We start from the raw sequence: 21774 nt of genomic DNA, 5'->3' as shown, positions 1-21774 counted from the left end.
CGCGTACTGGACGTACTCGGGCGGGCCCGACAACGCGGCGAGGTGCGGTGCCAGGCGTCGCAGGGCAGGCGGGACTTTGCGGACACCCCCTAGGGAGTGCCGTCGCAGCGGCTCCGGCCGCCCGCAGGGCGGGGCCCACCGGCCAGGAGGGACTGCGACGACACGGCCTGGCGGCACGGCCGTGGCCGCGGGCGCCCGCTCGGGGCGTCCGCGGCCGCGGCGCGTCTCAGAGCCAGCCGCGCTGGGCGGCGCGCAGGCCGGCCTCGAAGCGGCTGGTGGCGTTGAGCCGCTCCATCAGCGCGGACATCTGGCGCCGGACGGTGCGCAGGGAGACGCCGAGCCGCTTGCCGGCGGCCTCGTCGGTCATCCCGGAGGCCAGCAGCTTGAGCAGCTCCCGTTCGCCGGCGGTGATCCCGTCGTCGCCGGCCTGCTCGCGGGCGGCGCCGAGCGGGACGGCCTGCTCCCAGGTCTGCTCGAAGAGGCTGACGAGGGAGGCCACGATGCCGGGGGCGGTGGTGCACAGGGCGCCGAGCCGGGAGTTCGCGGGGTCGATGGGCACCACGGCGGTCTTCCGGTCGAAGATCACCAGGCGGGGCGGCAGCACGGGGCAGGTGCGGACCTGCGCCCCGAGGTCGGTCTCCCACTGCACGTAGGCCAGGGTGGCCGGGTCGTTGCGGACGCTGTCCTGGTAGATCGACCGCAGCTGGACCCTGCGGCGCAGGGCGTCCTCGTCCAGCGGCCGCGAGGCGTCCAGGCTCGCCTGGGACTGCGCTCCGCCCGGCATGATGGAGAGGCATTCGACGGTGAGGTCCCGGGCGAGGACTTCCAGCCGGGACTGGATGGCGTCGAGGCCCACGAGCCGTTCGGCGCCGTCGGACTCGGTGTTGGGCCGCAGGCCCGCGTACTCCGCGACGGCGCGGGCCGCGGCCGCCTTGCTGGCCGCCAGCTCCTGCTGACGCCGGATCAGGTCTTCTTCCTGGCGGCGCAGGATCTGCTCGAGCCCCGCCTCCGGGCTGACGGCCCGCAGCCCGCCCGCCTGGTCCCGGGACGGAGTGAGCAGGTCGAGGTCGACGAGCCGGTCGAGCCCCTCGCGCACCTGCGCCTCGCTCAGCCCCAGCCGTTCCCCCAGTTCGGCCACTCCGCCGGTCGGATCGGCGAGCATCTCCCGGTAGACGGCCTCGACGAGCGTATCCAGTCCCAACGCTTCCAGCATGCTGTGCCCCCCGGCCTGTCGGTCACGGCGGACGACTTCCCGCCGATCTGTCTTGATCTTAAAGGTGCGCAGGTCGAGCCATAGGCGGTCTCTTTCGATCTTGTCGGATCGGGCGTGCGATCGGCACCAAGGTGCCTGACACCTTGGTGCCATAGGAAACCTCTTCTGCACCCATACGGCGGCCGCCAGGATGGTGTCCACCGGGACGGCGGGGCACGGAGCCCCACCCCAGGCCAGGGCCGAAAGGCCGGACCGGTGCAGCGCGCGCCCCACTCGCACCACACCGCAACCGCTCGTGTTCCAGGGGGATTCCATGTCTCGCACCGCTCGCCTGATCGCTGCCGCCGGCCTCACCGCCCTGCTGTCCGCCACCGCCGCCGTCGCGGTCACCACGGGCCCGGGCACCATCGGCTGGGACTCGGTCCAGGCGGCCACGGCCCCCGGCACCATCGGCTGGGACTCGGTGCGGGCGGCGGGTGCCCAGACGATCGGCTGGGACTCCGCGGCCACCGACGAGCGCACCATCGGCTGGGACTGACCGCCGTCCGCCTCTGCGATCATTGGCCCATGCCGGAGATCGCTGGGTACGAGGGCGGCCCGCTGGTGGACGGGTCGCGGTTCCTCGACACGCCCCTCTTCTGGCCCTGCCACCTCGGTGCGAGCCTGCGCGGCGAGGAAGCGCAGGCCAACGCCCTGGGCCCCGACTGGGACGACGCCCAGGAGCTGTCCGCGACCCTCGCCTCCCCGGGCGCCTGGCCCGTGTTCACCGTCCCCCTGCACTCCGGGTACGTGCTCCACGTCGTCTACCGCAACTGGGACGGCGACCACGGCGTCGACTACCTGCTGCTGCACCCCGACTGGCCGCGGGCCGTCACACTGGCGGCCGTCGACGGCCACTTCATGGGGCCCGGGCTGTCCTGGGCCGAGCTGGAGGCCTCGGCCGGCCTGGACGCCACGACCGGCGTCACCGATCCGGACGCCCGGCTGCTGCTGCTGTTCCCGATGCTCGGTGACGCCGACGTACCGCAGGGGGCGGCGCCCCGCCTCGCCTCGGCGCTGGAGGCGCTCACCGTCGTCGAGGACCCGGCCGGGCTCGCCCGCACGCTCCTGGTGAACCAGGGCCTGTGGAGCCCCGCCCGCTGGCGCGACGCCCACGGCACCCGGGTCTGCGACGGCTCGCACAGCTACCGGAACCCGCTCAACGGCTTCGCACTGCCCGCCCCGCAGCTGGCCGCCGCGGCCGAGGCGCTGAACGGCCGATAGCCGCGCGGGGATTCCGTCCGCACCGTGACGCACGCCACACGGCCGTCCGCACACCTCCCCCGGAAACGCCGAAACCGCAGGTGCAATCGTTTCTGCACCTGCGGTCTACGGTGGGGCGGGTGGGACTCGAACCCACGGCCGACGGATTATGAGTCCGCTGCTCTAACCGGCTGAGCTACCGCCCCTTTACGGCGTGGCGCGTACATGTGTGCGCGCCGTCTGCCGCAGCATAGCCGCTCATACGATCTCCTGCCTCGGATGCCCCGCATGATCGGCTGCGCTTGCTCAGAGAGACCGTACCGACGGCTGCCCGGTTCCCCGATCAGGGCAAAAAGAAAGAGGACCCGCCCGGGTCCTCTTCCTCTTCTTGCTCCCCCGACTGGACTCGAACCAGTAACCTGCCGGTTAACAGCCGGCTGCTCTGCCAATTGAGCTACAGGGGACTGCGCTCCCCCGACTGGACTCGAACCAGTAACCTGCCGGTTAACAGCCGGCTGCTCTGCCAATTGAGCTACAGGGGATTGCTGCGGTGCACCGAACAGCCCCACCTCCGGCCTTGCCGGGGGGCGAGCGCTCGTTGCGAGACATAGATTAGCGCAAGCAGGGGGGTGCTCCGCCAATCGGTATCGCGGCAGGCCGGGCACCGAGACGACGAAGGGTGGAAGGCATGCGCTACAAGGTCACGTTCCTCGCCGGAGTGGCCCTCGGGTACGTGGTGGGCACGGCCGCGGGCCGGGAGCGTTACGAGGAGATGAAGAAGTCCGCCCGGCGGATCGCGCAGAACCCGGCGGTGCGCAACGCCGCCGAGTCCGCCGGGCAGACCGGGCGGCAGTTCGCGGGCAAGGCGCTCACGGTGGTGGGCGACAAGGTCGGCGACGCCGTGCCCGACTCCCTGGCGAAGCGCGTGCGGTCGCTGCGCGAGCGCGGGCAGGGCACCGAGGACGAGTGGGGCACGAGCAACACCTGAGGCGGCTGGTACCGGCCCGGCGTGCGGCAGAATTCTCCCCATGGGGATAGTCGCCGGGCTGGACAGCTCTTCCGCCTTCACACGCATCGTCGTCTGCGACACGGACACGGGGGCCGTGCTGCGCCAGGGCTACGCGCCCCATCCGCAGCCCGCCGGTGAGACCGTCCCCCATGAGACCGACCCGCAGGCCTGGCTGCTCTCCCTCGGCGAGGCCGCCGGGGGCGGGCTGCTGGAGGGCGTCCAGGCCATCGGCGTCTCCGCCCAGCAGCACGGCGTACTGCCGCTGGACGCGCAGGGCGCGCTGGTCCGCCCGGCCCTGGTCGGCAACGACAAGCGCGGGCAGGCCGCCGCGGCCGATCTGGTCGAGGCGCTCGGCGGGCGGGCCGCCTGGGTGGCGGCCGTGGGCTCGGTCCCGCACTCCGCGCAGCCGATCGCGAAGCTCGCCTGGCTGGCCCGTACCGAGCCCGAGGCCGCACGCCGGGTGGCGGTGCTGATGTCCCCGCACGACTGGCTCGTCTGGCAGCTGCTCGGCCGGCCCGTGCGGCGCACCACCGACCGGGCCGGCGCCTCGGGCACCGGGTACTGGTCGGCGGCCACCGGCGCGTACCGCCCCGACCTGGTCGAGCTGGCGCTCGGGCACCAGGCGCTGCTGCCCGAGGTGCTCGGTCCCGCCGACGCCGCCGGGATGACCCCGGAGGGGCTGCTGATCTCCGCCGGGACCGGGGAGACCACGGCCGCCGTGCTCGGGCTGGGCCTGGGGCCGGGGGACGCGGTGGTCTCGCTCGGGGCCTCCGGCTCGGTGATGGCGGTGCACCACGAGGCGCTCTCGGACGCGGGCGGCCTGATCACCTCGCTCGCCGACGCGGGCGGCATGCACCTGCCGGTGGTGAACACCTCCAACGCCGTACGGGCCCTGCGGGGCACCGCCGACATGCTGGGCACCGACCTGGAGGGACTGAGCGCGCTCGCGCTGAAGTCGACTCCGGGTGCACACGGGCTCGTGCTCCTGCCGTACCTGGAGGGAGAGCGGACACCGAACCTGCCGCACGCCGCCGGGACCCTGAGCGGGCTGCGCCGGGACTCGATGAAGCCCGAGCACCTCGCGCGGGCCGCCTTCGAGGGCATGCTGTGCGGGCTGGTGGACGCGCTCGACGTGCTGCGGCACCGGGGGGCGCAGATACGCCGGGTGTTCCTGCTCGGAGCCGCCGCCGAGCTGCCCGCCGTACAGGCCGCGGCTCCGGGGCTGTTCGGGACGCAGGTGGTCGTGCCCGCTCCGGCGGACTACGCGGCGCTGGGCGCGGCCCGCCAGGCGGCCTGGGCGCTCGGGGTGCAGCAGGGCACGCTGGCCCCGCACGTCCCGCCGCTGTGGCCGGCTCCGGCGGCCCAGGTGTTCGAGCCGGGCGAGGAGTTCGCGGCCTGGCAGGCGGTCCGTCAGCAGTACGTCACGACGCGGGAGCAGCTGCACCCCGGCGCCTTCGCGTTCTAGCTCCTTCGCGTTCTGGGCCGCGGGGCCGTGGTGGCCTACTCCTTTTGACCGGGCTTTGCGAAATCCGGTGGGATCAGGCCACCGGTTGGCACAAGATGGAGTGAACCCCCCTCGATCTTGCCTACCGGAGCCTGCGCGTGCTCATACGACTGCTGCGGACCCACCTGGGTCCGTACAAGAAACCCATCGCCGTACTGGTGCTGCTGCAACTCCTGCAGACCAGTGCGAGCCTCTACCTGCCCACGCTCAACGCGGACATCATCGACAACGGTGTCGTCAACGGGGACACCGGTTACATCCTGCGTTTCGGCGCGCTGATGCTCGGTGTCTCCCTCGTCCAGCTCGTCTGCAACGTCGGGGCCGTCTACTACGGGGCCCGCACCGCGGCCGCGCTCGGCCGGGACGTGCGGGCCTCCGTCTTCGACCGGGTGCAGAGCTTCTCCGCCCGGGAGATGGGCCAGTTCGGCGCCCCGTCGCTGATCACCCGGACGACGAACGACGTCCAGCAGGTCCAGATGCTGGTCCTGATGACCTTCACCCTGATGGTGTCGGCGCCGATCATGTGCGTCGGCGGCATCGCCATGGCGCTCTCGCTCGACGTGAAGCTGTCGGGCGTCCTGCTCGCGGTGGTGCCCGTGCTGGGCGTCTCCGTCGGCGCGATCGTCTGGAAGACGCGGCCGCTGTTCCGTCTGATGCAGGAGCGCCTCGACGTCGTCAACCGCGTGCTGCGCGAGCAGATCACCGGCAACCGGGTGATCCGCGCCTTCGTGCGCGACGACTACGAGGAGGAGCGCTTCCGGAAGGCGAACACCGCGCTGACCGACGTCTCCCTGGCCTCGGGCAAGCTGCTCGCCCTGATGTTCCCCGTCGTCATCCTGGTCGTGAACATCTCCAGCGTGGCCGTCATCTGGTTCGGCGCGATGCGGGTGGACAACGGCGACATGGAGATCGGCCAGCTGACCGCCTTCCTGGCGTACCTGATGCAGATCGTCATGGCCGTGATGATGGCCACCTTCATGTTCATGATGGTGCCGCGCGCCGAGGTCTGCGCCGAGCGCATCCAGGAGGTGCTCGACACCAGGTCCAGCGTGGTCCCGCCCACCGACCCGGTGCGCACGCTCGCCCGGAGCGGGCAGCTCGAACTGCGCGGCGCCGACTTCCGCTATCCCGGCGCCGAGGCCCCGGTGCTGCGCGGGGTGGACCTGGTGGCCCGCCCCGGCGAGATCACGGCGGTGATCGGCTCCACCGGCAGCGGCAAGTCCACGCTGCTGGGGCTGGTGCCCCGGCTGTTCGACGCGACCGGCGGCGAGGTGCTGGTCGACGGGGAGGACGTACGCCGGATCGACCCGGAGCTGCTGGCCCGGACGGTCGGGATGGTCCCGCAGAAGCCGTACCTCTTCTCCGGGACCATCGCCTCCAACCTGCGATACGGACGCCCCGACGCGACCGACGAGGAGCTGTGGCGGGCCTTGGAGGTGGCCCAGGCCAAGGACTTCGTGTCCGCGCTGGAGGGCGGGCTGGAAGCGCCCATCACCCAGGGCGGCACCAACGTCTCCGGCGGCCAGCGCCAGCGCCTGGCGATCGCCCGCACCCTCGTGCAGCGCCCGGAGATCTACCTCTTCGACGACTCCTTCTCGGCGCTGGACTACGCGACGGACGCGGCGCTGCGCGCGGCGCTCGCCCGGGAGACCGAGGAGGCGACGGTGGTCATCGTCGCCCAGCGGGTCTCCACGATCCGCGACGCCGACCGGATCATCGTCCTCGACGAGGGCCAGGTGGTGGGCGAGGGACGCCACCACGAGCTGATGGCCGGCAATGAGACCTACCGGGAGATCGTGCTCTCCCAGCTGACGGAGGCGGAGGCCGCATGAGCGGGCCCGGAGGACGGATGATGATGGGGCCGGGCCAGCGGTCCCTGGACTTCAAGGGGTCCGGCAAGCGGCTGCTCGCCCAGCTGGCGCAGGACCGGGCCAAGCTGGGCGGCATGGTCGCGGCCGTGGTCGGCAGCGTCGGCTGCGCGGTGGTCGGGCCGAAGATCCTCGGCGAGGCCACCGACCTGGTGTTCGCGGGGATCGTCGGCCGGCAGATGCCGGACGGCCTCACCAAGCAGCAGGCGCTGGACGGGCTGCGCGCCAAGGGCCAGGGCGGCATGGCGGACATGCTGTCCGGCACGGACTTCACCCCCGGCCAGGGCATCGACTTCGGTGCCGTCGGGGTCACCGCGGTCTGGGCGCTGGTGGTGTTCACCCTGGCGGGCCTGCTGATGCTGGTCGCCACGCGGCTGTCGAACCACGTGATGAACGGCACCGTGTACCGGATGCGCGAGGAGCTCCAGGCGAAGCTGTCGCGGCTGCCGCTGTCGTACTTCGACCAGCAGAAGCGCGGTGAGGTGCTGAGCCGCGCGACGAACGACATCGACAACATCGGCCAGACCCTCCAGCAGACGATGGGCCAGCTGATGAACTCGCTGCTCACGATCGTCGGCGTGCTGGTGATGATGTTCTGGATCTCGCCGCTGCTGGCGCTGGTCGCGCTGGTGACCGTCCCCGTCTCGGTCGTGGTCGCGGCGAAGATCGGCAAGAAGTCCCAGCCGCAGTTCGTGGCGCAGTGGAAGACCACGGGTGCGCTGAACGCCCACATCGAGGAGATGTACTCCGGCCACTCGCTGGTGAAGGTCTTCGGGCGGCAGAAGGAGTCGGCGGCGGTCTTCGCCGAGCAGAACGAGGAGCTGTACCGGGCCTCGTTCAAGGCGCAGCTGGTCAGCGGCATCATGCAGCCGGTGATGTTCTTCATATCGAACATCAACTACGTGCTGGTGGCGGTCGTCGGCGGTCTGCGAGTGGCCTCGGGCACCCTGTCGATCGGTGACGTGCAGGCCTTCATCCAGTACTCGCGCCAGTTCTCGATGCCGCTGTCGCAGGTGGCGTCGATGGCGAACCTGGTGCAGTCGGGCGTCGCCTCGGCGGAGCGGGTGTACGAGCTGCTGGACGCGCCGGAGCAGGAGCCGGACGCGGAGGTCCCGGAGCGTCCGCAGGAGCTGCGCGGCCAGGTCACCCTCGACAAGGTCGCCTTCCGCTACGAGCCCGACAAGCCGCTCATCGAGAACCTGTCGCTGACCGTGGAGCCGGGCCAGACGGTCGCCATCGTCGGCCCGACGGGCGCGGGCAAGACCACGCTCGTCAACCTGCTGATGCGGTTCTACGAGGTCACGGGCGGGGAGATCGCCCTGGACGGGGTGGACATCGCGAAGATGACCCGCGAGGAGCTGCGCGGCGGGATCGGCATGGTGCTCCAGGACACGTGGCTGTTCGGCGGCACGATCGCGGAGAACATCGCCTACGGTGCCTCGCGCGAGGTCACGCGCGCCGAGATCGAGGAGGCCGCGCGGGCGGCGCACGCGGACCGCTTCATCCGCACCCTGCCGGACGGCTACGACACGGTGCTGGACGACGAGGGCGCGGGTGTCAGCGCGGGCGAGAAGCAGCTGATCACCATCGCCCGGGCGTTCCTGTCGGATCCGGTGATCCTGGTGCTGGACGAGGCGACGAGCTCGGTGGACACCCGTACCGAGGTGCTGATCCAGAAGGCGATGGCGCGCCTGGCGCACGGCCGTACGTCCTTCGTGATCGCGCACCGGCTGTCCACGATCCGCGACGCGGACGTGATCCTGGTGATGGAGAACGGCTCGATCGTGGAGCAGGGTACGCACGAGGAGCTGCTGGCCTCGGACGGCGCGTACGCGCGGCTGTACGCGGCGCAGTTCGCGCAGGCGGTGGCCGAGGTCGACTGACCGGGGGCGACGCGGCGGCGGCCGCGGCCGTGCGGGTGGGGGCGTCCTTCGGGGCGCCCCCTTCCCGCGTCGGCCGGGTCAGTCGAGGTAGCCGCGCAGCTGGTCGGCGAAGGCGTGGTCGCGCAGCTTGTTGAGGGTCTTGGACTCGATCTGGCGGATCCGCTCGCGGGTCACGCCGAAGATGCGGCCGATCTCCTCGAGGGTGCGGGGCCGGCCGTCGGCGAGCCCGTACCGGAGCTGGACCACCTTGCGCTCGCGTTCGCCGAGGGTGGAGAGGACGGCTTCGAGGTGCTCGCGCAGCAGGAAGAAGGCGGCGGACTCCATGGGGGAGGCGGCGTCGCCGTCCTCGATCAGGTCGCCGAGCGCGACGTCGTCCTCCTCGCCGACGGGGGCGTGCAGGGAGACGGGCTCCTGTGCAAGGCGGAGCACCTCCAGGACCCGCTCGGGGGTCAGTTCCAGGTGGACGGCGACCTCTTCGGCGGTGGGCTCGTAGCCGCGTTCCTGGAGCATGCGGCGCTGGACGCGCACGACCCGGTTGATCAGCTCGACGACGTGGACGGGCACGCGGATGGTGCGGGCCTGGTCGGCGAGGGCCCGTGACATCGCCTGGCGGATCCACCAGGTGGCGTAGGTGGAGAACTTGTAGCCGCGGGCGTAGTCGAACTTCTCGACGGCCCTGATGAGTCCGAGGTTCCCCTCCTGGACCAGGTCGAGCATGGTCAGGCCGCGGCCGACGTAGCGCTTGGCGACGGAGACGACGAGCCGCAGGTTCGACTCGATGAGACGGCGCTTGGCCATCCGGCCCATCACCACGAGTTTGTCGAGGTCGACGGCGAGCTGGGAGTCGAGGTCGGCGGCGCCGGCGAGTTTCTCCTCGGCGAAGAGTCCCGCTTCCACCCGCCGTGCGAGTTCCACCTCTTCGGCGGCGGTGAGCAGCGGGATCCTGCCTATCTCGCGCAGGTACTGGCGGAACAGGTCTGCGGACGGCCCGGTTCCGGCACCGCTGTCGCTGCCGCGCGGGCGCTGCGGCGGCACCGGCTCGATCAGTTCGAGGACTTCGGGCTCTTCTTCCCCGGCGTCTTCCACGGCCTCGGCCTCGGGATCCGGATCGGAGGCGTCGTCGGCGGGGCGGCTCACGTTCACGGTCACGGTCAGGGTCTGGGTCTGCACGGGGGCGACCTCCAGGGCTCCGAGGACGGTGGCACCGCACCTCAGTGTGGGGTACGACACATCGCTGCCACGAGGGGCGTGCGAGCACTTTCTGAGCCCGCTGCGTGACGGATGGTTACCCCCGGGCGGGAAGCCCGATGCGGATCGGACTCATGTCCGATCCGCTGCCGCCTCAGGCCATCCAGAAGAAGACGGCCGTCATCCGCTTGTCCTCCAGGGTGGTGCCCCAGTAGCCGGTGGCGCTGTGGATGAGGTTGGCGGAGTACAGCAGCAGGCGGTTGTAGCGGTGCGGGACGCGGACGTCCTCGGTGAAGGAGTCGGCGGGGACGAAGCGGGTGCCGAGGGCGTCGACGAGGTTGTCGTGCGGGGCGAGGACCTGGTTGCCGCCGAGGGTGCCGCCGGGCAGGCTCTGGCGGTAGAAGCTGGTGCCGCAGCCCCCGGGGGTGCCGGGGCTCAGGTAGAGGACGGCGGCGTACCGGCACACGGAGCGGGAGTCGGTGTGCGGGCGGGGTTCGCACTCGTCCTCGCCGACGACCTGGACGCAGTTGTGGTTGAAGGTGCCGGCGCCCCGAGGGTCCTCGGCCCAGATCCGCCCGGCGCCGGTGGCCCGGCGCACCAGCTCCTCGACGCGGGCCAGTTCGGCCGGCTCCAGCGCGGGCATGGCGCGCAGGCCCGGCCAGGGCTCCGGTTTGTGCGGGGCGCCCTGCACCCAGTCCTCGGCGGCCAGCAGGCGGGCCCGTACGGCGTCCGGGTCGGGCAGGACGCCGTCCAGGACCCAGTAGTCGCGGCCGCGGGTCGGCTTGCGGTAGGGGAGCGCGCGAAGTGGCATGCGCGGAACGGTAGTTCGGGCCGCAGCCACCCCTCGCCAAAGCGGGCGCCAAGACTGCGGCAAGAGATGGTACGGGGCTACGCGGGCTCCACGCGGACCGCGCAGACCTTGAACTCCGGCATCCGCGAGACGGGGTCCAGGGCCGGGTTGGTGAGGGTGTTGGCGCGGCCCTCGCCGGGCCAGTGGAACGGCATGAACACGGTGTCCGCGCGGACGGCGTCCGTGACCCGGGCCGGGGCGACGGCGCGCCCGCGGCGGGAGGTCACCGCCAGCGGGACGCCGTCGGTGACGCCGAGGCGGGCCGCGAGGCGCGGGTGGAGTTCCACGAAGGGGCCGGGGGCGGCGGCGTTGAGCTCGGGCACGCGGCGGGTCTGCGCCCCGGACTGGTACTGGGCGACGACCCTGCCGGTGGTGAGCAGCAGGGGGTACTCGGCGTCGGGGACCTCGGCGGCGTCGCGGTGGGAGACGGCGGTGAAGCGGGCCCGGCCGTCGTCGGTGGCGAAGCGGTCGAGGAAGAGCCGGGGCTGTCCGGCGGAGCCTTCGGGGCAGGGCCAGAAGACGCCCTGTTCGGCTTCGATGCGGGGGTAGGAGATGCCGGAGTAGTCGGCCGGGCCGCCTTCGGAGGCGCGGCGCAGTTCCCCGAAGACCTCCTCGGGGTCGGTGGGGAAGCCCTTCTCCACGCCGAGGCGGGCGGCCAGCCCGTGCAGCACCTCCAGGTCGCTGCGGACCCCGGGCGGCGGGGTCAGTGCCCGGCGGCGCAGCAGGACCCGACCCTCCAGGTTGGTGGTGGTGCCGGTCTCCTCCGCCCACTGGGTGACGGGCAGCACCACGTCCGCGAGCGCGGCCGTCTCGGAGAGGACGACGTCGGCCACGGCGAGGAAGTCCAGGGAGCGGACGCGGTCCTCGACGTGGGCGGCGCGGGGTGCGGAGACCACCGGGTTGGAACCCATGAGCAGCAGGGCCTTGACGTCGCCGCCGAGGGCGTCGAGGAGTTCGTACGCGCTGCGGCCGGGGCCGGGCAGGCTCTGCGGGTCGACGCCCCAGACCCGGGCCACGTGCTCGCGGGCCGCCGGGTCGGTGAGCTTGCGGTAGCCGGGGAGCTGGTCGGCCTTCTGGCCGTGCTCCCGGCCGCCCTGGCCGTTGCCCTGGCCGGTGAGGCAGCCGTAGCCGGAGTGGGGGCGCCCTGCCCGGCCAGTGGCGAGGCAGAGGTTGATCCAGGCGCCGACGGTGTCGGTGCCCTTGGACTGCTGCTCCGGACCCCGGGCGGTGAGGACCATCGCGGAGGAGGGGGCGCAGAACAGCTCCACGGCCCGGCGCAGTTCCGGTACGGGGACCCCGGTGATGCGCTCGACCAGTTCGGGCCAGTGGGCCATCGCGGCGGCCCGGGCGTCCTCCCAGCCGGTGGTACGCCCGGCGATGAACTCCTCGTCGGTGCGGCCCTCGGCCACCACCAGGTGCAGCAGCCCGAGGGCCAGGGCGAGGTCGGTGCCGGGGCGCGGCGCCAGGTGCAGGTCGGCCTGCTCGGCGGTGCGGGTGCGGCGGGGGTCGACGACGACGAGGGTGCCGCCGTTGGCCTTGAGTTCGGTGAGGTAGCGCACGAAGGGGGGCATGGTCTCGGCGGGGTTGGAGCCGACGAGGATGACGCAGCCGGTGCGGGGGATGTCCTCCAGCGGGAAGGGCAGTCCCCGGTCGAGGCCGAAGGCCCGCTGGTGCGCGGCGGCGGCCGAGGACATGCAGAAACGGCCGTTGTAGTCGATCTGCGAGGTGCCGAGGGCGACACGGGCGAACTTGCCGAGGGCGTAGGCCTTCTCGTTGGTGAGGCCGCCGCCGCCGAAGACGCCGACGGCGTCCGGGCCGTGGGCGCGGCGCGTGCGGGCGAGGCCCTCGGCGACGGCGTCGAGGGCCTCCTCCCAGGTGGCCGGTACGAGCGGCCCGCCGGCGTGGGTGCGGACGAGCGGTTCGGTCAGGCGTACCCGGGAGGAGAGCACGGCGGGGGCGGTGCGGCCCTTGCCGCACAGCGCGCCCCGGTTGACGGGGAACCCGGTCCGCTCCTCGACCGCAACCGACCCGTCGGCGGTGGGGCGCAGGTTCATGCCGCACTGCAGGGCGCAGTAGGGGCAGTGGGTGGCGGTCGCTTCCGGGGAGCTGTGCATACGCCCCAGGGTGCGGCGGGGGTGTTACGCGGGGGCCTCACCTCGCGTTACACGTGGGGTACGCAGGCCTCCCAGCGCCCGCCACCGCGCGGTGAGCCGCACCCGACGGCGTGGCGAGGTGCGGTGTGGGGCGGCGCAGGGCAGGCGGGACTTTGCGGACACCCCCCAGGCTGCCGGGGCCAAGGCTGAGGAGACCATGACCGCGCCTCAAGACGACGTGCCCTTCGACCTCGACATCGATCTGGTACGCCTCGCGCGGTGAGCCCGGCCTACTGCCCGGTCAGGTACTTCACCGTCAGGCCCGCCGTCCAGCCGCCGTCCACGGCCAGCTCGGCTCCCGTCACGTAGCCGGCGGCGTCGGAGAGGAGGAAGGCGACGGCTGCCGCGATCTCCTCGGGGACGCCGACGCGGCCCAGCGGGGCGCCGGGGTAGTTGCCCTCGCCCGCCCGGATGCCGACCGGGGCGGTCATGGGGGTCAGCGTCATGCCCGGGTGGACGGAGTTGACGCGGATCCTCGCCTCGGCCAGCTCGACGGCGCCGATCTTCGACAGCCCCCGCACGCCCCACTTGGAGGCTCCGTAGCCGGCGGTGAGGGCGAGGCCGGTGAGGCCGGCCGCGGAGGAGATGTTGACGATGGACCCGCCGCCGTTCGCCCGCATCAGGGGTATCGCCGCCTTGAGGCCGATGAACACGCCGACCAGGTTGACCTCCACGACCCGGCGGAAGTGCTCGACGCTCTCGTGTTCGAGGAACTGGCCGGTGGAGATGCCGGCGTTGTTCACGAGCCCGTCGACACGGCCGAACTCCGCGACCGCGTAATCCAGCACCGCCTGCCAGTCGGCTTCGCTCGTCACGTCGTGCCGCATGAAGCGGGCGTCGGCGCCGAGTGCGGCGGCGGTCGCGGCGCCCTCCGCCTCCAGCAGGTCGGTGATCAGCACCCGTCCGCCCCCGTCCATGACGGCCTGCGCCGCCGCCGCTCCCAGCCCCCGGGCCCCACCGGTGATGACCACGACCTTGTCGCTCAGATCCACCACAGCCACGTTCCGCACCCCTGACGCAGACACATCCCCATATGACTAATCGGCATAGGCCGATCGCGGCGTCAGTCTGCCAGAGCGGCCAGGACCCGCGACACCCCCTGCTCCTTGGGTCCGAGGAACCTCGGCTCCGGCTGGAAGGCCGCGTCGAGAGCGGCCTTGCCGGCCGCGAAGACCTCGCGGGCGCCGCCGTAGTACCAGGTGGAATCGTGCTCGTCGTCGACGCCGACGCCGTAGGACTCCACGCCCGCCGCCTGGCACAGGGCCACCGCGCGGTGGATGTGGAAGTGCTGGCTGATCAGTACCGCTCGGCGCACCCCGAATATCTCCCGGACCCGCACGCACGAGTCCCACGTGTCGAATCCGGCGTAGTCGCTGACGATCCGGTCGTCCGGTATGCCGTGCCCCCTGAGGTACGCCCGCATGGCGCCCGGCTCGTCGTACTCGGTGCGGCTGTTGTCCCCGGTCACCAGGACCACCTTGACCTTGCCGGCCCGGTACAGCTCCACGGCCGCGTCGAGCCGGTACGCCAGGTACGGGGTCGGCCGGCCCCTCCACAGCCCGGCGCCGAAGACCACCGCCACCCCCGCGTCGGGCGCCCCGGCGGTGGTCCGCAGCCGGTCCGCGGCCGCGGCGTGCGTCCACGTCGACGGCAACAGCGCCAGGACGCACAACGCCATCACCGCCTGCACGGCCCGCCGGCGGACCCGCACCGCCCTCCACCGCCCCCGCCCCGGCCCCGCGGGCCGCGACCGCCCCGCCGAAGCGGCCACGGCCCTCCTCCCCCACACAGGCTTCCCCATGACCGCTCCCCCTCGCTCCACACGCCTGTCGCACACCTGCCACACGCCTCTCGCACGCAATGACGAACCGCCCGTGCCGCCAGTTCCGGACACCCCGCCTTTCACTCGTACGAATGAGCGAGTGAGCAGGAGGAAAACACCCGTCATCCGCGCGCAACACCCCCGCAACCCGGACCCCGCAGGATCGGTCCATGACGGAGCCGGTGCACCCTCCCGCCACCCACCCCCTCCCACCCTCCATCCCCTTCGGCACCGCGGCCGAGCTGCTGACCCGGATCACCGACCAGCTCGGCACCCAGCTCAGCGGCCTGCGCCCGCCCCGCACCCGGCACCACGGAGTCCCCCCATGCAGCCCACCCTCGTCGCCGTGGCCCACGGCAGCCGCGACCCGCGCGCCCCGCACACCGTCCACGCCCTGCTCGAACGGGTCCGCGAACTCCGCCCGGCCCTCGACGTCCGGCTCGGGCACATCGAGCTGAACCGGCCGCTGCTGGCCGACACCCTGCGGGACGCCGCCGGCCCGGCCGTCCTCGTACCGCTGCTCCTCGGCCGCGGCACCCACGTCAAGCGGGACCTCCCCGCCGCCGCGGCCCGCGCCGGGCACCTGCGGATCCGCATCGCCGTCCCGCTGGGCCCCCACCCGCTGCTGGCAGAGGCCCTCTTCGAGCGGCTCCTGGAGGCGGGCTGGACGCCCGGCACGGCCGTCGTGCTGGCCGCGGCCGGGTCCCTCGACCCGGACTCCGCCGCCGACACCCGCCGCAGCGCCGACCTGCTCTCCGAGCGGCTCGGCGGGGTCCCCGTCGTCCCCGCGTACGCCTCCGCCGCCGCGCCGAGCGTGGCGGACGCGGTCCGGGCGCTGGCCGCACGGGGCCACCACCGGGCCGCGGTGGCCTCCTACTTCGCCGCCCCGGGCCGCTTCGCCTCCGCGAGTGCCGCCGCCGCGGCCGGCCCGGCGGCGGCACCGCTCGGCGCGCACCCGGCGCTGGCCCGGCTGGTCCTGCGGCGCTACGACGAGGCGCTGGCCCGTCCCGCGCACCACCGGGAACTCGCCACCGCTTGACGCCCGGTCGGTTCGGATTGCTCGGATTGTCGGTGGCTCCGGTTAACGTCTGACCATGGAAGGCACCGCGCACGCCCCCGCCTGTGAGTCCACCGAGTCCTACGGTCCGGCCGCCACCGAGCGCTGGGCCGCCGAGCCCGACAAGCGGCCCGGCCGCACCGCCTTCCAGCGCGACCGCGCCCGGGTGCTGCACTCGGCCGCGCTGCGCCGCCTCGCCGGGAAGACCCAGGTCGTCACCCCGGGCACCCGTTCCTTCGAGTGGGACGCGAGCCCCCGTACCCGGCTGACGCACTCGCTGGAGTGCGCGCAGGTCGGCCGGGAGCTCGGCGCGGCCCTCGGCTGCGACCCCGACCTGGTCGAGGCGGCCTGCCTCTCCCACGACATGGGCCACCCGCCGTTCGGGCACAACGGCGAGGAGGCGCTCAACGAGTTCGCCAAGGACTGCGGCGGTTTCGAGGGCAACGCCCAGTCGCTGCGCCTGCTGACGCGGCTGGAGCCCAAACGGTTCGCCACCGGCCCGGACGGCACCCAGGTGAGCGTCGGCCTCAACCTGACCCGTGCCTGCCTGGACGCGGCCACCAAGTACCCCTGGGCGCGCGGCGGCCACCCCACCGACCCCGATTCGGTGAAGTTCGGGGCCTACGAGGACGACCTGCCGGTCTTCGAGTGGCTGCGGCGCGGCGCGCCCGCCGACCGCAAGTGCTTCGAGGCGCAGGTCATGGACTGGGCGGACGACGTCGCCTACTCCGTGCACGACTTCGAGGACGGCCTGCACGCCGGGCACCTCGACCCCAACCTCCTGTTCGCCGAGCCGGAGCGGACCGCCATCTGGCAGGTCGCGATCGGCCGGTACGTGCCCTCCGGGACCGCTCCGGAGGAGCTGCGCGAGGCGCTGGACCGGCTGATGGAGCAGGAGTGGTGGCCGCACGGCTACGACGGTTCGGCGGTGGCCCAGGCCCGCCTGAAGGACGCCACCAGCCAGCTGATCGGCCGCTTCTGCCTGGCGGCCGAGGGCGCCACCCGCGAGGCGTACGGTTCCGGCCGCCTCACCCGGTACGCGGCCGAGCTGGTCGTACCGCGCGAGGCGCGCAACGAGTGCGCGGTCCTCAAGGCGGTCGCCGACCTGTACGTGATGCAGCGCGACGAGCAGGAGCGGCTGAGGGCGGACCAGCGCATCGTCCTGGCCGAACTCGCGGAGGCCCTCAGCTCCCGGGCGCCGGAGGGCCTGGACCCCCAGTTCCGGGCGATCTTCGACGCGGCGCCGGACGACAAGGCCCGCAAACGCGCGGTCATCGACCAGATCGCCTGCCTCACCGACGCGTCCGCCCGCTCCCTGCACGCCCGCCTCACCCGCCGCGGGCGGCGCGCCGAAGGGTGAGCCGATCGGGCCACTCCCCCTTCACGCGGCAGGCTGGGTGCGGGACGCTCGAAGGCGGCCGCAAACGGCCGAGAGGTTATGAGGAGGCATCAGGTGGTCGACGCACATCAGACGTTCATCATCGTCGGCGCAGGGCTCGCCGGGGCCAAGGCCGCCGAGACGCTGAGGGCGGAGGGGTTCACGGGCCGGGTGATCCTGATCGGCGACGAGCGCGACCATCCGTACGAACGGCCCCCGCTGTCGAAGGGGTACCTGGTGGGCAAGGACGAGCGCGAGAGCGTCTTCGTGCACGAGCCGTCCTGGTACGCGAACGCCGACGTCGAGCTGCACCTGGGCCAGCCCGCCGTCCACCTGGACCGGGATGCCAAGACCGTGCGCCTGGGCGACGGCACCCTGCTGCACTACGACAAGCTGCTGCTGGCCACCGGGGCGGAACCGCGCCGCCTGGAGGTCCCCGGCACCGGCCTGGCAGGGGTGCACCACCTGCGCCGGCTCGCGCACGCCGAGCGGCTGCGGGGTGTACTGGCCGCCCTGGGCCGGGACAACGGCCACCTGCTGATCGCCGGCGCCGGCTGGATCGGGCTGGAGGTCGCGGCGGCGGCCCGCGGCTACGGCGCCGAGGTCACCGTGGTCGAGCCGGAGGCCACCCCGCTGCACGCGGTGCTCGGCCCGGAGGTCGGCCGGCTCTTCACCGACCTGCACGCCGAGCACGGCGTCCGCTTCCACTTCGGGGCGAAGCTCACCGAGATCGTCGGCCAGGACGGCATGGTGCTGGCCGTGCGGACGGACGACGGCGAGGAGCACCCGGCACACGCGGTGCTCGCCGCGATCGGCGCGGCGCCGCGGACCGCGCTCGCCGAGACCTCGGGGCTGGCCCTGGTCGACCGGGCGCACGGCGGCGGCATCGCCGTGGACGACTCGCTGCGGACCTCCGACCCGGACGTCTTCGCGGCCGGGGACGTGGCCGCCGCCCACCACCCGGCGGTGGGCACCCGGCTGCGCGTCGAGCACTGGGCGAACGCCCTCAACGGCGGCCCGGCCGCCGCGCGGGCCATGCTCGGGCAGGAGGTCTCGTACGACCGGGTGCCGTACTTCTTCTCCGACCAGTACGACGTGGGCCTGGAGTACTCCGGGTACGCCCCGGCGGGCGGCTACGACCAGGTGCTGATCCGCGGTGACGTGGGCAAGCGGGAGTTCATCGCGTTCTGGCTGTCCGACGGCCGGGTGCTGGCCGGGATGAACGTCAACGTGTGGGACGTCACGGGACACATCCAGGCCCTGATCAGGTCGAAGGCGCCGGTGGACCGGGAACGGCTGGCGGACCCCTCGGTTCCGCTGGAGTCCCTCGTGCCGCAGGAGGGTGCCTGACGGGTTCGCCGGCGTCCGGCCGTAGACTTCACGGGTGGCAGGACGGATCAACGACGACGACGTGAAGGCGGTACGGGACGCGGTCCCGATCGACGCCGTGGTCTCCGAGTACCTCCAGCTGCGCAACGCCGGCGGCGGCAACCTCAAGGGGCTGTGCCCCTTCCACGACGAGAAGTCCCCGTCCTTCCAGGTCAGCCCCAGCAAGGGCTTCTACCACTGCTTCGGCTGCCAGGCGGGCGGGGACACCCTCGACTTCATCATGAAGATCGACCACCTCTCCTTCTCGGAGGCCGTCGAGCGCCTGGCCGGCCAGGCCGGCATCACCCTGCGGTACGAGGAGGGCGGCTACACCGCCGGCACCAGCGGCCGCGGCGAGCGGATCCGCCTGGTCGAGGCGCACAAGGCCGCCGCCGTCTTCTACGCGGAGCAGCTCGGCGGCGCCGAGGCGGAGATCGGCCGCCGCTTCCTGGCGGAGCGCGGCTTCGACCAGGCGGCGGCCGAGCACTTCGGGGTGGGCTACAGCCCGGCCGGCTGGGACCACCTGACCCGGTTCCTGCGCGGCAAGGGCTTCACCGACAAGGAGCTGATCCTCTCCGGTCTGGCCCAGGACAGCCGCAGCGGCAAGCCCATCGACCGCTTCCGGGGCCGGCTCATGTGGCCGATCCGCGACATCAGCGGCGAGGTCGTCGGCTTCGGCGCGCGCAAGCTGCGCGACGACGACAACGGCCCGAAGTACCTGAACACCCCCGAGACGGCGATCTACAAGAAGTCCCAGGTGCTGTACGGCATCGACCTGGCGAAGAAGGAGATCGCGAAGACCTCCCGGGCGGTGGTCGTCGAGGGCTACACCGACGTCATGGCCTGTCACCTGGCCGGGGTGACCACCGCCATCGCCACCTGCGGCACGGCCTTCGGCGGGGACCACATCAAGATCCTGCGCCGGCTGCTGATGGACAACGCGACCGCCGAGGTGATCTTCACCTTCGACGGTGACGCGGCCGGGCAGAAGGCGGCGCTGCGGGCCTTCGAGGACGACCAGAAGTTCGCGGCGGAGACCTCGATCGCCATCACCCCGGGCGGGATGGACCCCTGCGACCTGCGCCTCGCGCAGGGCGACGGCGCCGTGGCCGGGCTGGTGGAGTCCCGGACCCCGCTGTTCGAGTTCGCCCTGCGGCACATCGTGGCCCGGCACAACCTGGAGAACCCGGCGGGCCGGGCGGCCGCGCTGGACGAGGCCGCGCCGGTGGTCGCGGGCATCAAGAACATCGCCATCCAGCACGAGTCGGCGGTCCAGCTGGCCGGCATGCTGGGCATCCGCGACGAGCAGTTCGTGGTCAAGCGGGTCGCGCAGCTGGCCCGCTGGGCGCGCGAGCGCGGCCAGCAGCCGCCGCAGCAGCAGCGCGGCCGGTCGTACGGGGACGCCCCCGCGCCCGCTCCCGCGCAGAGCGGCGGCCCCGCCCTGAACCTGCGCAGCCCCGCGCACCGCACCGAGCGCGAGCTGCTCAAGCTGGCGCTCCAGCGGCCGGAGCTGGTCTCCCCCGCCTTCGACGCGTACGGGATCGACGAGTTCACCGCTCCGCCGTACGCGGCGGTCCGCCAGGCCATCCAGGACGCGGGCGGCGCGTCGCAGGGCGGCGAGGGCTACGTGGCCCGGGTGCGCGAGGCGGCCCCGAACGACACCGTCCGCGCCCTGGTGACGGAGCTGGCGGTGGAGGCGATCCACGCCAAGACGGTGGACGACGTGTACGCGGGGGTCCAGCTGGTGCAGGTGCGGCTGCGCGCCGTGGACCGCCGGGTCCACGAGATCCAGGGCGCCCTGTCCCGGCTGGGCCCGCATGCCCCGCCGGAGCAGCACGCGGCGATCCAGCAGGAGCTGTGGGTGCTCCAGCAGTACGGCCAGCGCCTGCGCAACCGCGGCGCCGAGGGGCTGTAGGGCCGTAGCCGCTTCAGGTCCCGGGAGCGCTCAGCGGCGCAGCCAGTCACCGCCGGGTATCTCGGTGCCCGACCGCGCGAGGCGGTGGGCCAGGGGCGGGGCCGCCAGGTAGACCCAGGCCCGGACGCGGCTGCCGTCGGGCCGCACGGCCTCGCGGGCGACCCGGTCGTAGACGTTCCCCGGGCGTCCCGGGCCGGCGTACTCCTCCAGCAGGTCCAGCGCGACCAGCAGTTCCGCGTACGCGCCGGGCGCGGCGGTGACCAGCTCGCCGGCCACGGCGGAGCCGGGGCGGTCGACGGCGTACGGATAGCCGGGCCCCTCGTACAGCGCCGCGTCCGGCAGCCGGGCCGGCTCCTCGGCGGCGGTGCGGCCCCGCAGGAACAGGCGGTGGTTCACCTCCCCCGGCCGCAGCGTCCCGTACACGAAGAACGGCAGGACGCCGCCTTCCGGTTCCGGCCGGCCGACCGATGCCACAGGGCCTCCCCCGACGACGACTACGACTGCTTCCGCGCGGGCCCACCGTACGCACCGGGGTCGCGGCGCCTTCGCGGGCCCGGCGTCACCCGGACGGCGTGGGCGGACACGGATGCCCCCTTACGGCCCTGACCTGCGCCGATTCCTGTCGGCCGGGCGGCTCGGGCCGGATCTGACGGCGACTCAGCAGGCGGGCGCCGGGCACGCCGGTTTACCTCGAGACACGACCCCGTGTCCCCTGGAGTTACCCATGCGCCGCAGCACCGCCCACGTGCTCACCGCCACCGCGCTGACCGCCGTCGCCTTCGCCGGGCCGGTCGCCGGGGCGGTGGCCGCCGCGGGACTCGGCATGACCGCCTTCGCGCCCGGCGACTTCGCCGTACTGGAAGTCTGGCCGAAAAAGGCCGCTCCGGGCACCACCGTCACCGTGAACACGAAGGCCTGCGGCCGGGGCGGCCGGGCCGAGGGCGATGCCAGCACGGTGGACGGCGGCCGCTTCCCGCTGGTCCCGGGCACCCGCGGGGACGCGGTCACGGGCCAGTTCCGGGTCGGCCACGGCCTGCGGCCGGGCACCTACGAGATCGGCGCCACCTGCGCGGACGGCAAGTTCGCGACCGGCGACCTGATCGTCTCCGAGCGCGGCCCGCGGGGCCACGTCCGGACCGGGGTGGGTGGTGGCACGACCACCGCCACCGACCCCGCCAAGATCACGGCGGGAGCGGCCGTACTGGCCGCGGCCGCCGTCGGCGGTACCTGGCTCCGTCCAGGTCGACGAGGCCGCCGCGGTCAACCTCGCCACCGGCGCCTCCGCGCAGGTCTCGGCGAACGTCCTGGTCTCCGCCGCGGCCCC

At 73.2% G+C, this 21774-nt stretch carries 17 protein-coding genes, 3 tRNA genes and 1 pseudogene; 11 read left to right on the top strand and 10 right to left on the bottom strand.

Annotated elements, in window-relative coordinates:
* Positions 1–226: 226 nt before the first annotated feature.
* Positions 227–1213 carry a helix-turn-helix transcriptional regulator gene (locus tag AB0D45_RS31765; protein ID WP_361601183.1) on the bottom strand — a complete coding sequence of 329 codons (987 nt, stop codon included), beginning with the start codon at positions 1211–1213 and terminating at the stop codon, positions 227–229.
* A gap of 313 nt (positions 1214–1526) precedes the next feature.
* Between AB0D45_RS31765 and AB0D45_RS31760 the strand changes: the two genes are divergently transcribed.
* Together AB0D45_RS31760 and AB0D45_RS31755 are read left to right on the top strand one after the other, a co-directional pair.
* Positions 1527–1751 (top strand): hypothetical protein, encoded by a 225-nt coding sequence (locus AB0D45_RS31760; protein WP_361601186.1) that lies wholly within the window; start codon positions 1527–1529, stop codon positions 1749–1751.
* Between the two features lie 29 nt (positions 1752–1780).
* Positions 1781–2476 carry a hypothetical protein gene (locus AB0D45_RS31755; RefSeq protein ID WP_362465519.1) on the top strand — a complete coding sequence of 232 codons (696 nt, stop codon included), beginning with the start codon at positions 1781–1783 and terminating at the stop codon, positions 2474–2476.
* Positions 2477–2587: 111 nt separating this feature from the next.
* Here the strand turns inward: AB0D45_RS31755 and AB0D45_RS31750 are convergent.
* The 3 genes from AB0D45_RS31750 to AB0D45_RS31740 form a co-directional block, all read right to left on the bottom strand.
* Positions 2588–2661, bottom strand: a tRNA-Ile gene (locus tag AB0D45_RS31750).
* A 185-nt stretch (positions 2662–2846) separates the two neighbouring features.
* Positions 2847–2919, bottom strand: a tRNA-Asn gene (locus AB0D45_RS31745).
* 5 nt (positions 2920–2924) lie between these two features.
* Positions 2925–2997: transfer RNA gene (locus AB0D45_RS31740), tRNA-Asn, on the bottom strand.
* A gap of 146 nt (positions 2998–3143) precedes the next feature.
* On the opposite strand from AB0D45_RS31740, the gene AB0D45_RS31735 reads away from it, so the two are divergent.
* The 4 genes from AB0D45_RS31735 (at position 3144) to AB0D45_RS31720 (ending at position 8719) form a co-directional block, all read left to right on the top strand.
* Complete coding sequence (locus AB0D45_RS31735) at positions 3144–3443, top strand: YtxH domain-containing protein (RefSeq protein WP_362465516.1); 300 nt, start codon at positions 3144–3146, stop codon at positions 3441–3443.
* 40 nt (positions 3444–3483) lie between these two features.
* Positions 3484–4929 (top strand): FGGY family carbohydrate kinase, encoded by a 1446-nt coding sequence (locus tag AB0D45_RS31730; protein WP_361601195.1) that lies wholly within the window; start codon positions 3484–3486, stop codon positions 4927–4929.
* A gap of 137 nt (positions 4930–5066) precedes the next feature.
* Positions 5067–6800 carry an ABC transporter ATP-binding protein gene (locus AB0D45_RS31725; RefSeq protein ID WP_361601198.1) on the top strand — a complete coding sequence of 578 codons (1734 nt, stop codon included), beginning with the start codon at positions 5067–5069 and terminating at the stop codon, positions 6798–6800.
* Positions 6797–8719: an ABC transporter ATP-binding protein gene (locus AB0D45_RS31720; RefSeq protein WP_361601201.1), complete on the top strand. Its 1923-nt coding sequence runs from the start codon at positions 6797–6799 to the stop codon at positions 8717–8719. The genes AB0D45_RS31725 and AB0D45_RS31720 overlap by 4 nt, the downstream gene beginning before the upstream one ends.
* A 78-nt stretch (positions 8720–8797) precedes the next feature.
* On the opposite strand, the gene AB0D45_RS31715 is transcribed toward AB0D45_RS31720, so the two are convergent.
* The 5 genes from AB0D45_RS31715 to AB0D45_RS31695 all read right to left on the bottom strand — a co-directional run bounded on the left by AB0D45_RS31715 (position 8798) and on the right by AB0D45_RS31695 (position 14588).
* Positions 8798–9934 (bottom strand): RNA polymerase sigma factor, encoded by a 1137-nt coding sequence (locus AB0D45_RS31715; RefSeq protein WP_361601210.1) that lies wholly within the window; start codon positions 9932–9934, stop codon positions 8798–8800.
* 127 nt (positions 9935–10061) lie between these two features.
* On the bottom strand, positions 10062–10718 hold the full coding sequence (locus AB0D45_RS31710; protein WP_362465512.1) for a DUF6445 family protein: 657 nt from the start codon (positions 10716–10718) through the stop codon (positions 10062–10064).
* 77 nt (positions 10719–10795) lie between these two features.
* Complete coding sequence (locus AB0D45_RS31705) at positions 10796–12871, bottom strand: molybdopterin oxidoreductase family protein (RefSeq protein WP_362465509.1); 2076 nt, start codon at positions 12869–12871, stop codon at positions 10796–10798.
* A 269-nt stretch (positions 12872–13140) separates the two neighbouring features.
* Positions 13141–13905 (bottom strand): glucose 1-dehydrogenase, encoded by a 765-nt coding sequence (locus tag AB0D45_RS31700; RefSeq protein ID WP_362465525.1) that lies wholly within the window; start codon positions 13903–13905, stop codon positions 13141–13143.
* A gap of 68 nt (positions 13906–13973) precedes the next feature.
* A complete protein-coding gene (locus AB0D45_RS31695) occupies positions 13974–14588 on the bottom strand; it encodes an ElyC/SanA/YdcF family protein (protein WP_362465522.1) in 615 nt (204 codons plus the stop codon).
* Positions 14589–14902: 314 nt separating this feature from the next.
* On the opposite strand from AB0D45_RS31695, the pseudogene AB0D45_RS31690 reads away from it, so the two are divergent.
* The 4 genes and pseudogenes from AB0D45_RS31690 to dnaG all read left to right on the top strand — a co-directional run bounded on the left by AB0D45_RS31690 (position 14903) and on the right by dnaG (position 20450).
* Positions 14903–15771 (top strand): annotated as a pseudogene (locus tag AB0D45_RS31690) (CbiX/SirB N-terminal domain-containing protein).
* A gap of 55 nt (positions 15772–15826) precedes the next feature.
* Complete coding sequence (locus AB0D45_RS31685) at positions 15827–17149, top strand: deoxyguanosinetriphosphate triphosphohydrolase (RefSeq protein ID WP_361610461.1); 1323 nt, start codon at positions 15827–15829, stop codon at positions 17147–17149.
* Between the two features lie 93 nt (positions 17150–17242).
* Positions 17243–18517: an FAD-dependent oxidoreductase gene (locus tag AB0D45_RS31680; RefSeq protein WP_362465506.1), complete on the top strand. Its 1275-nt coding sequence runs from the start codon at positions 17243–17245 to the stop codon at positions 18515–18517.
* Between the two features lie 34 nt (positions 18518–18551).
* A complete protein-coding gene (gene dnaG / locus AB0D45_RS31675) occupies positions 18552–20450 on the top strand; it encodes a DNA primase (protein WP_362465503.1) in 1899 nt (632 codons plus the stop codon).
* A 30-nt stretch (positions 20451–20480) separates the two neighbouring features.
* Here dnaG and AB0D45_RS31670 read toward each other — a convergent pair whose 3' ends face one another.
* Positions 20481–20924: a gamma-glutamylcyclotransferase family protein gene (locus tag AB0D45_RS31670; protein ID WP_361610458.1), complete on the bottom strand. Its 444-nt coding sequence runs from the start codon at positions 20922–20924 to the stop codon at positions 20481–20483.
* Between the two features lie 250 nt (positions 20925–21174).
* Between AB0D45_RS31670 and AB0D45_RS31665 the strand changes: the two genes are divergently transcribed.
* A partial coding sequence (locus AB0D45_RS31665) for a hypothetical protein (protein WP_362465500.1) occupies positions 21175–21774 on the top strand: 600 nt, incomplete at its 3' end.

Origin of the sequence: Streptomyces sp. NPDC048352, assembly GCF_040651895.1 — a bacterium.
Lineage (GTDB): Bacteria > Actinomycetota > Actinomycetes > Streptomycetales > Streptomycetaceae > Streptomyces.
The sequence above is the reverse complement of the archived record's forward strand: the minus strand, read 5'-3'. Positions and strand labels throughout refer to the sequence as shown.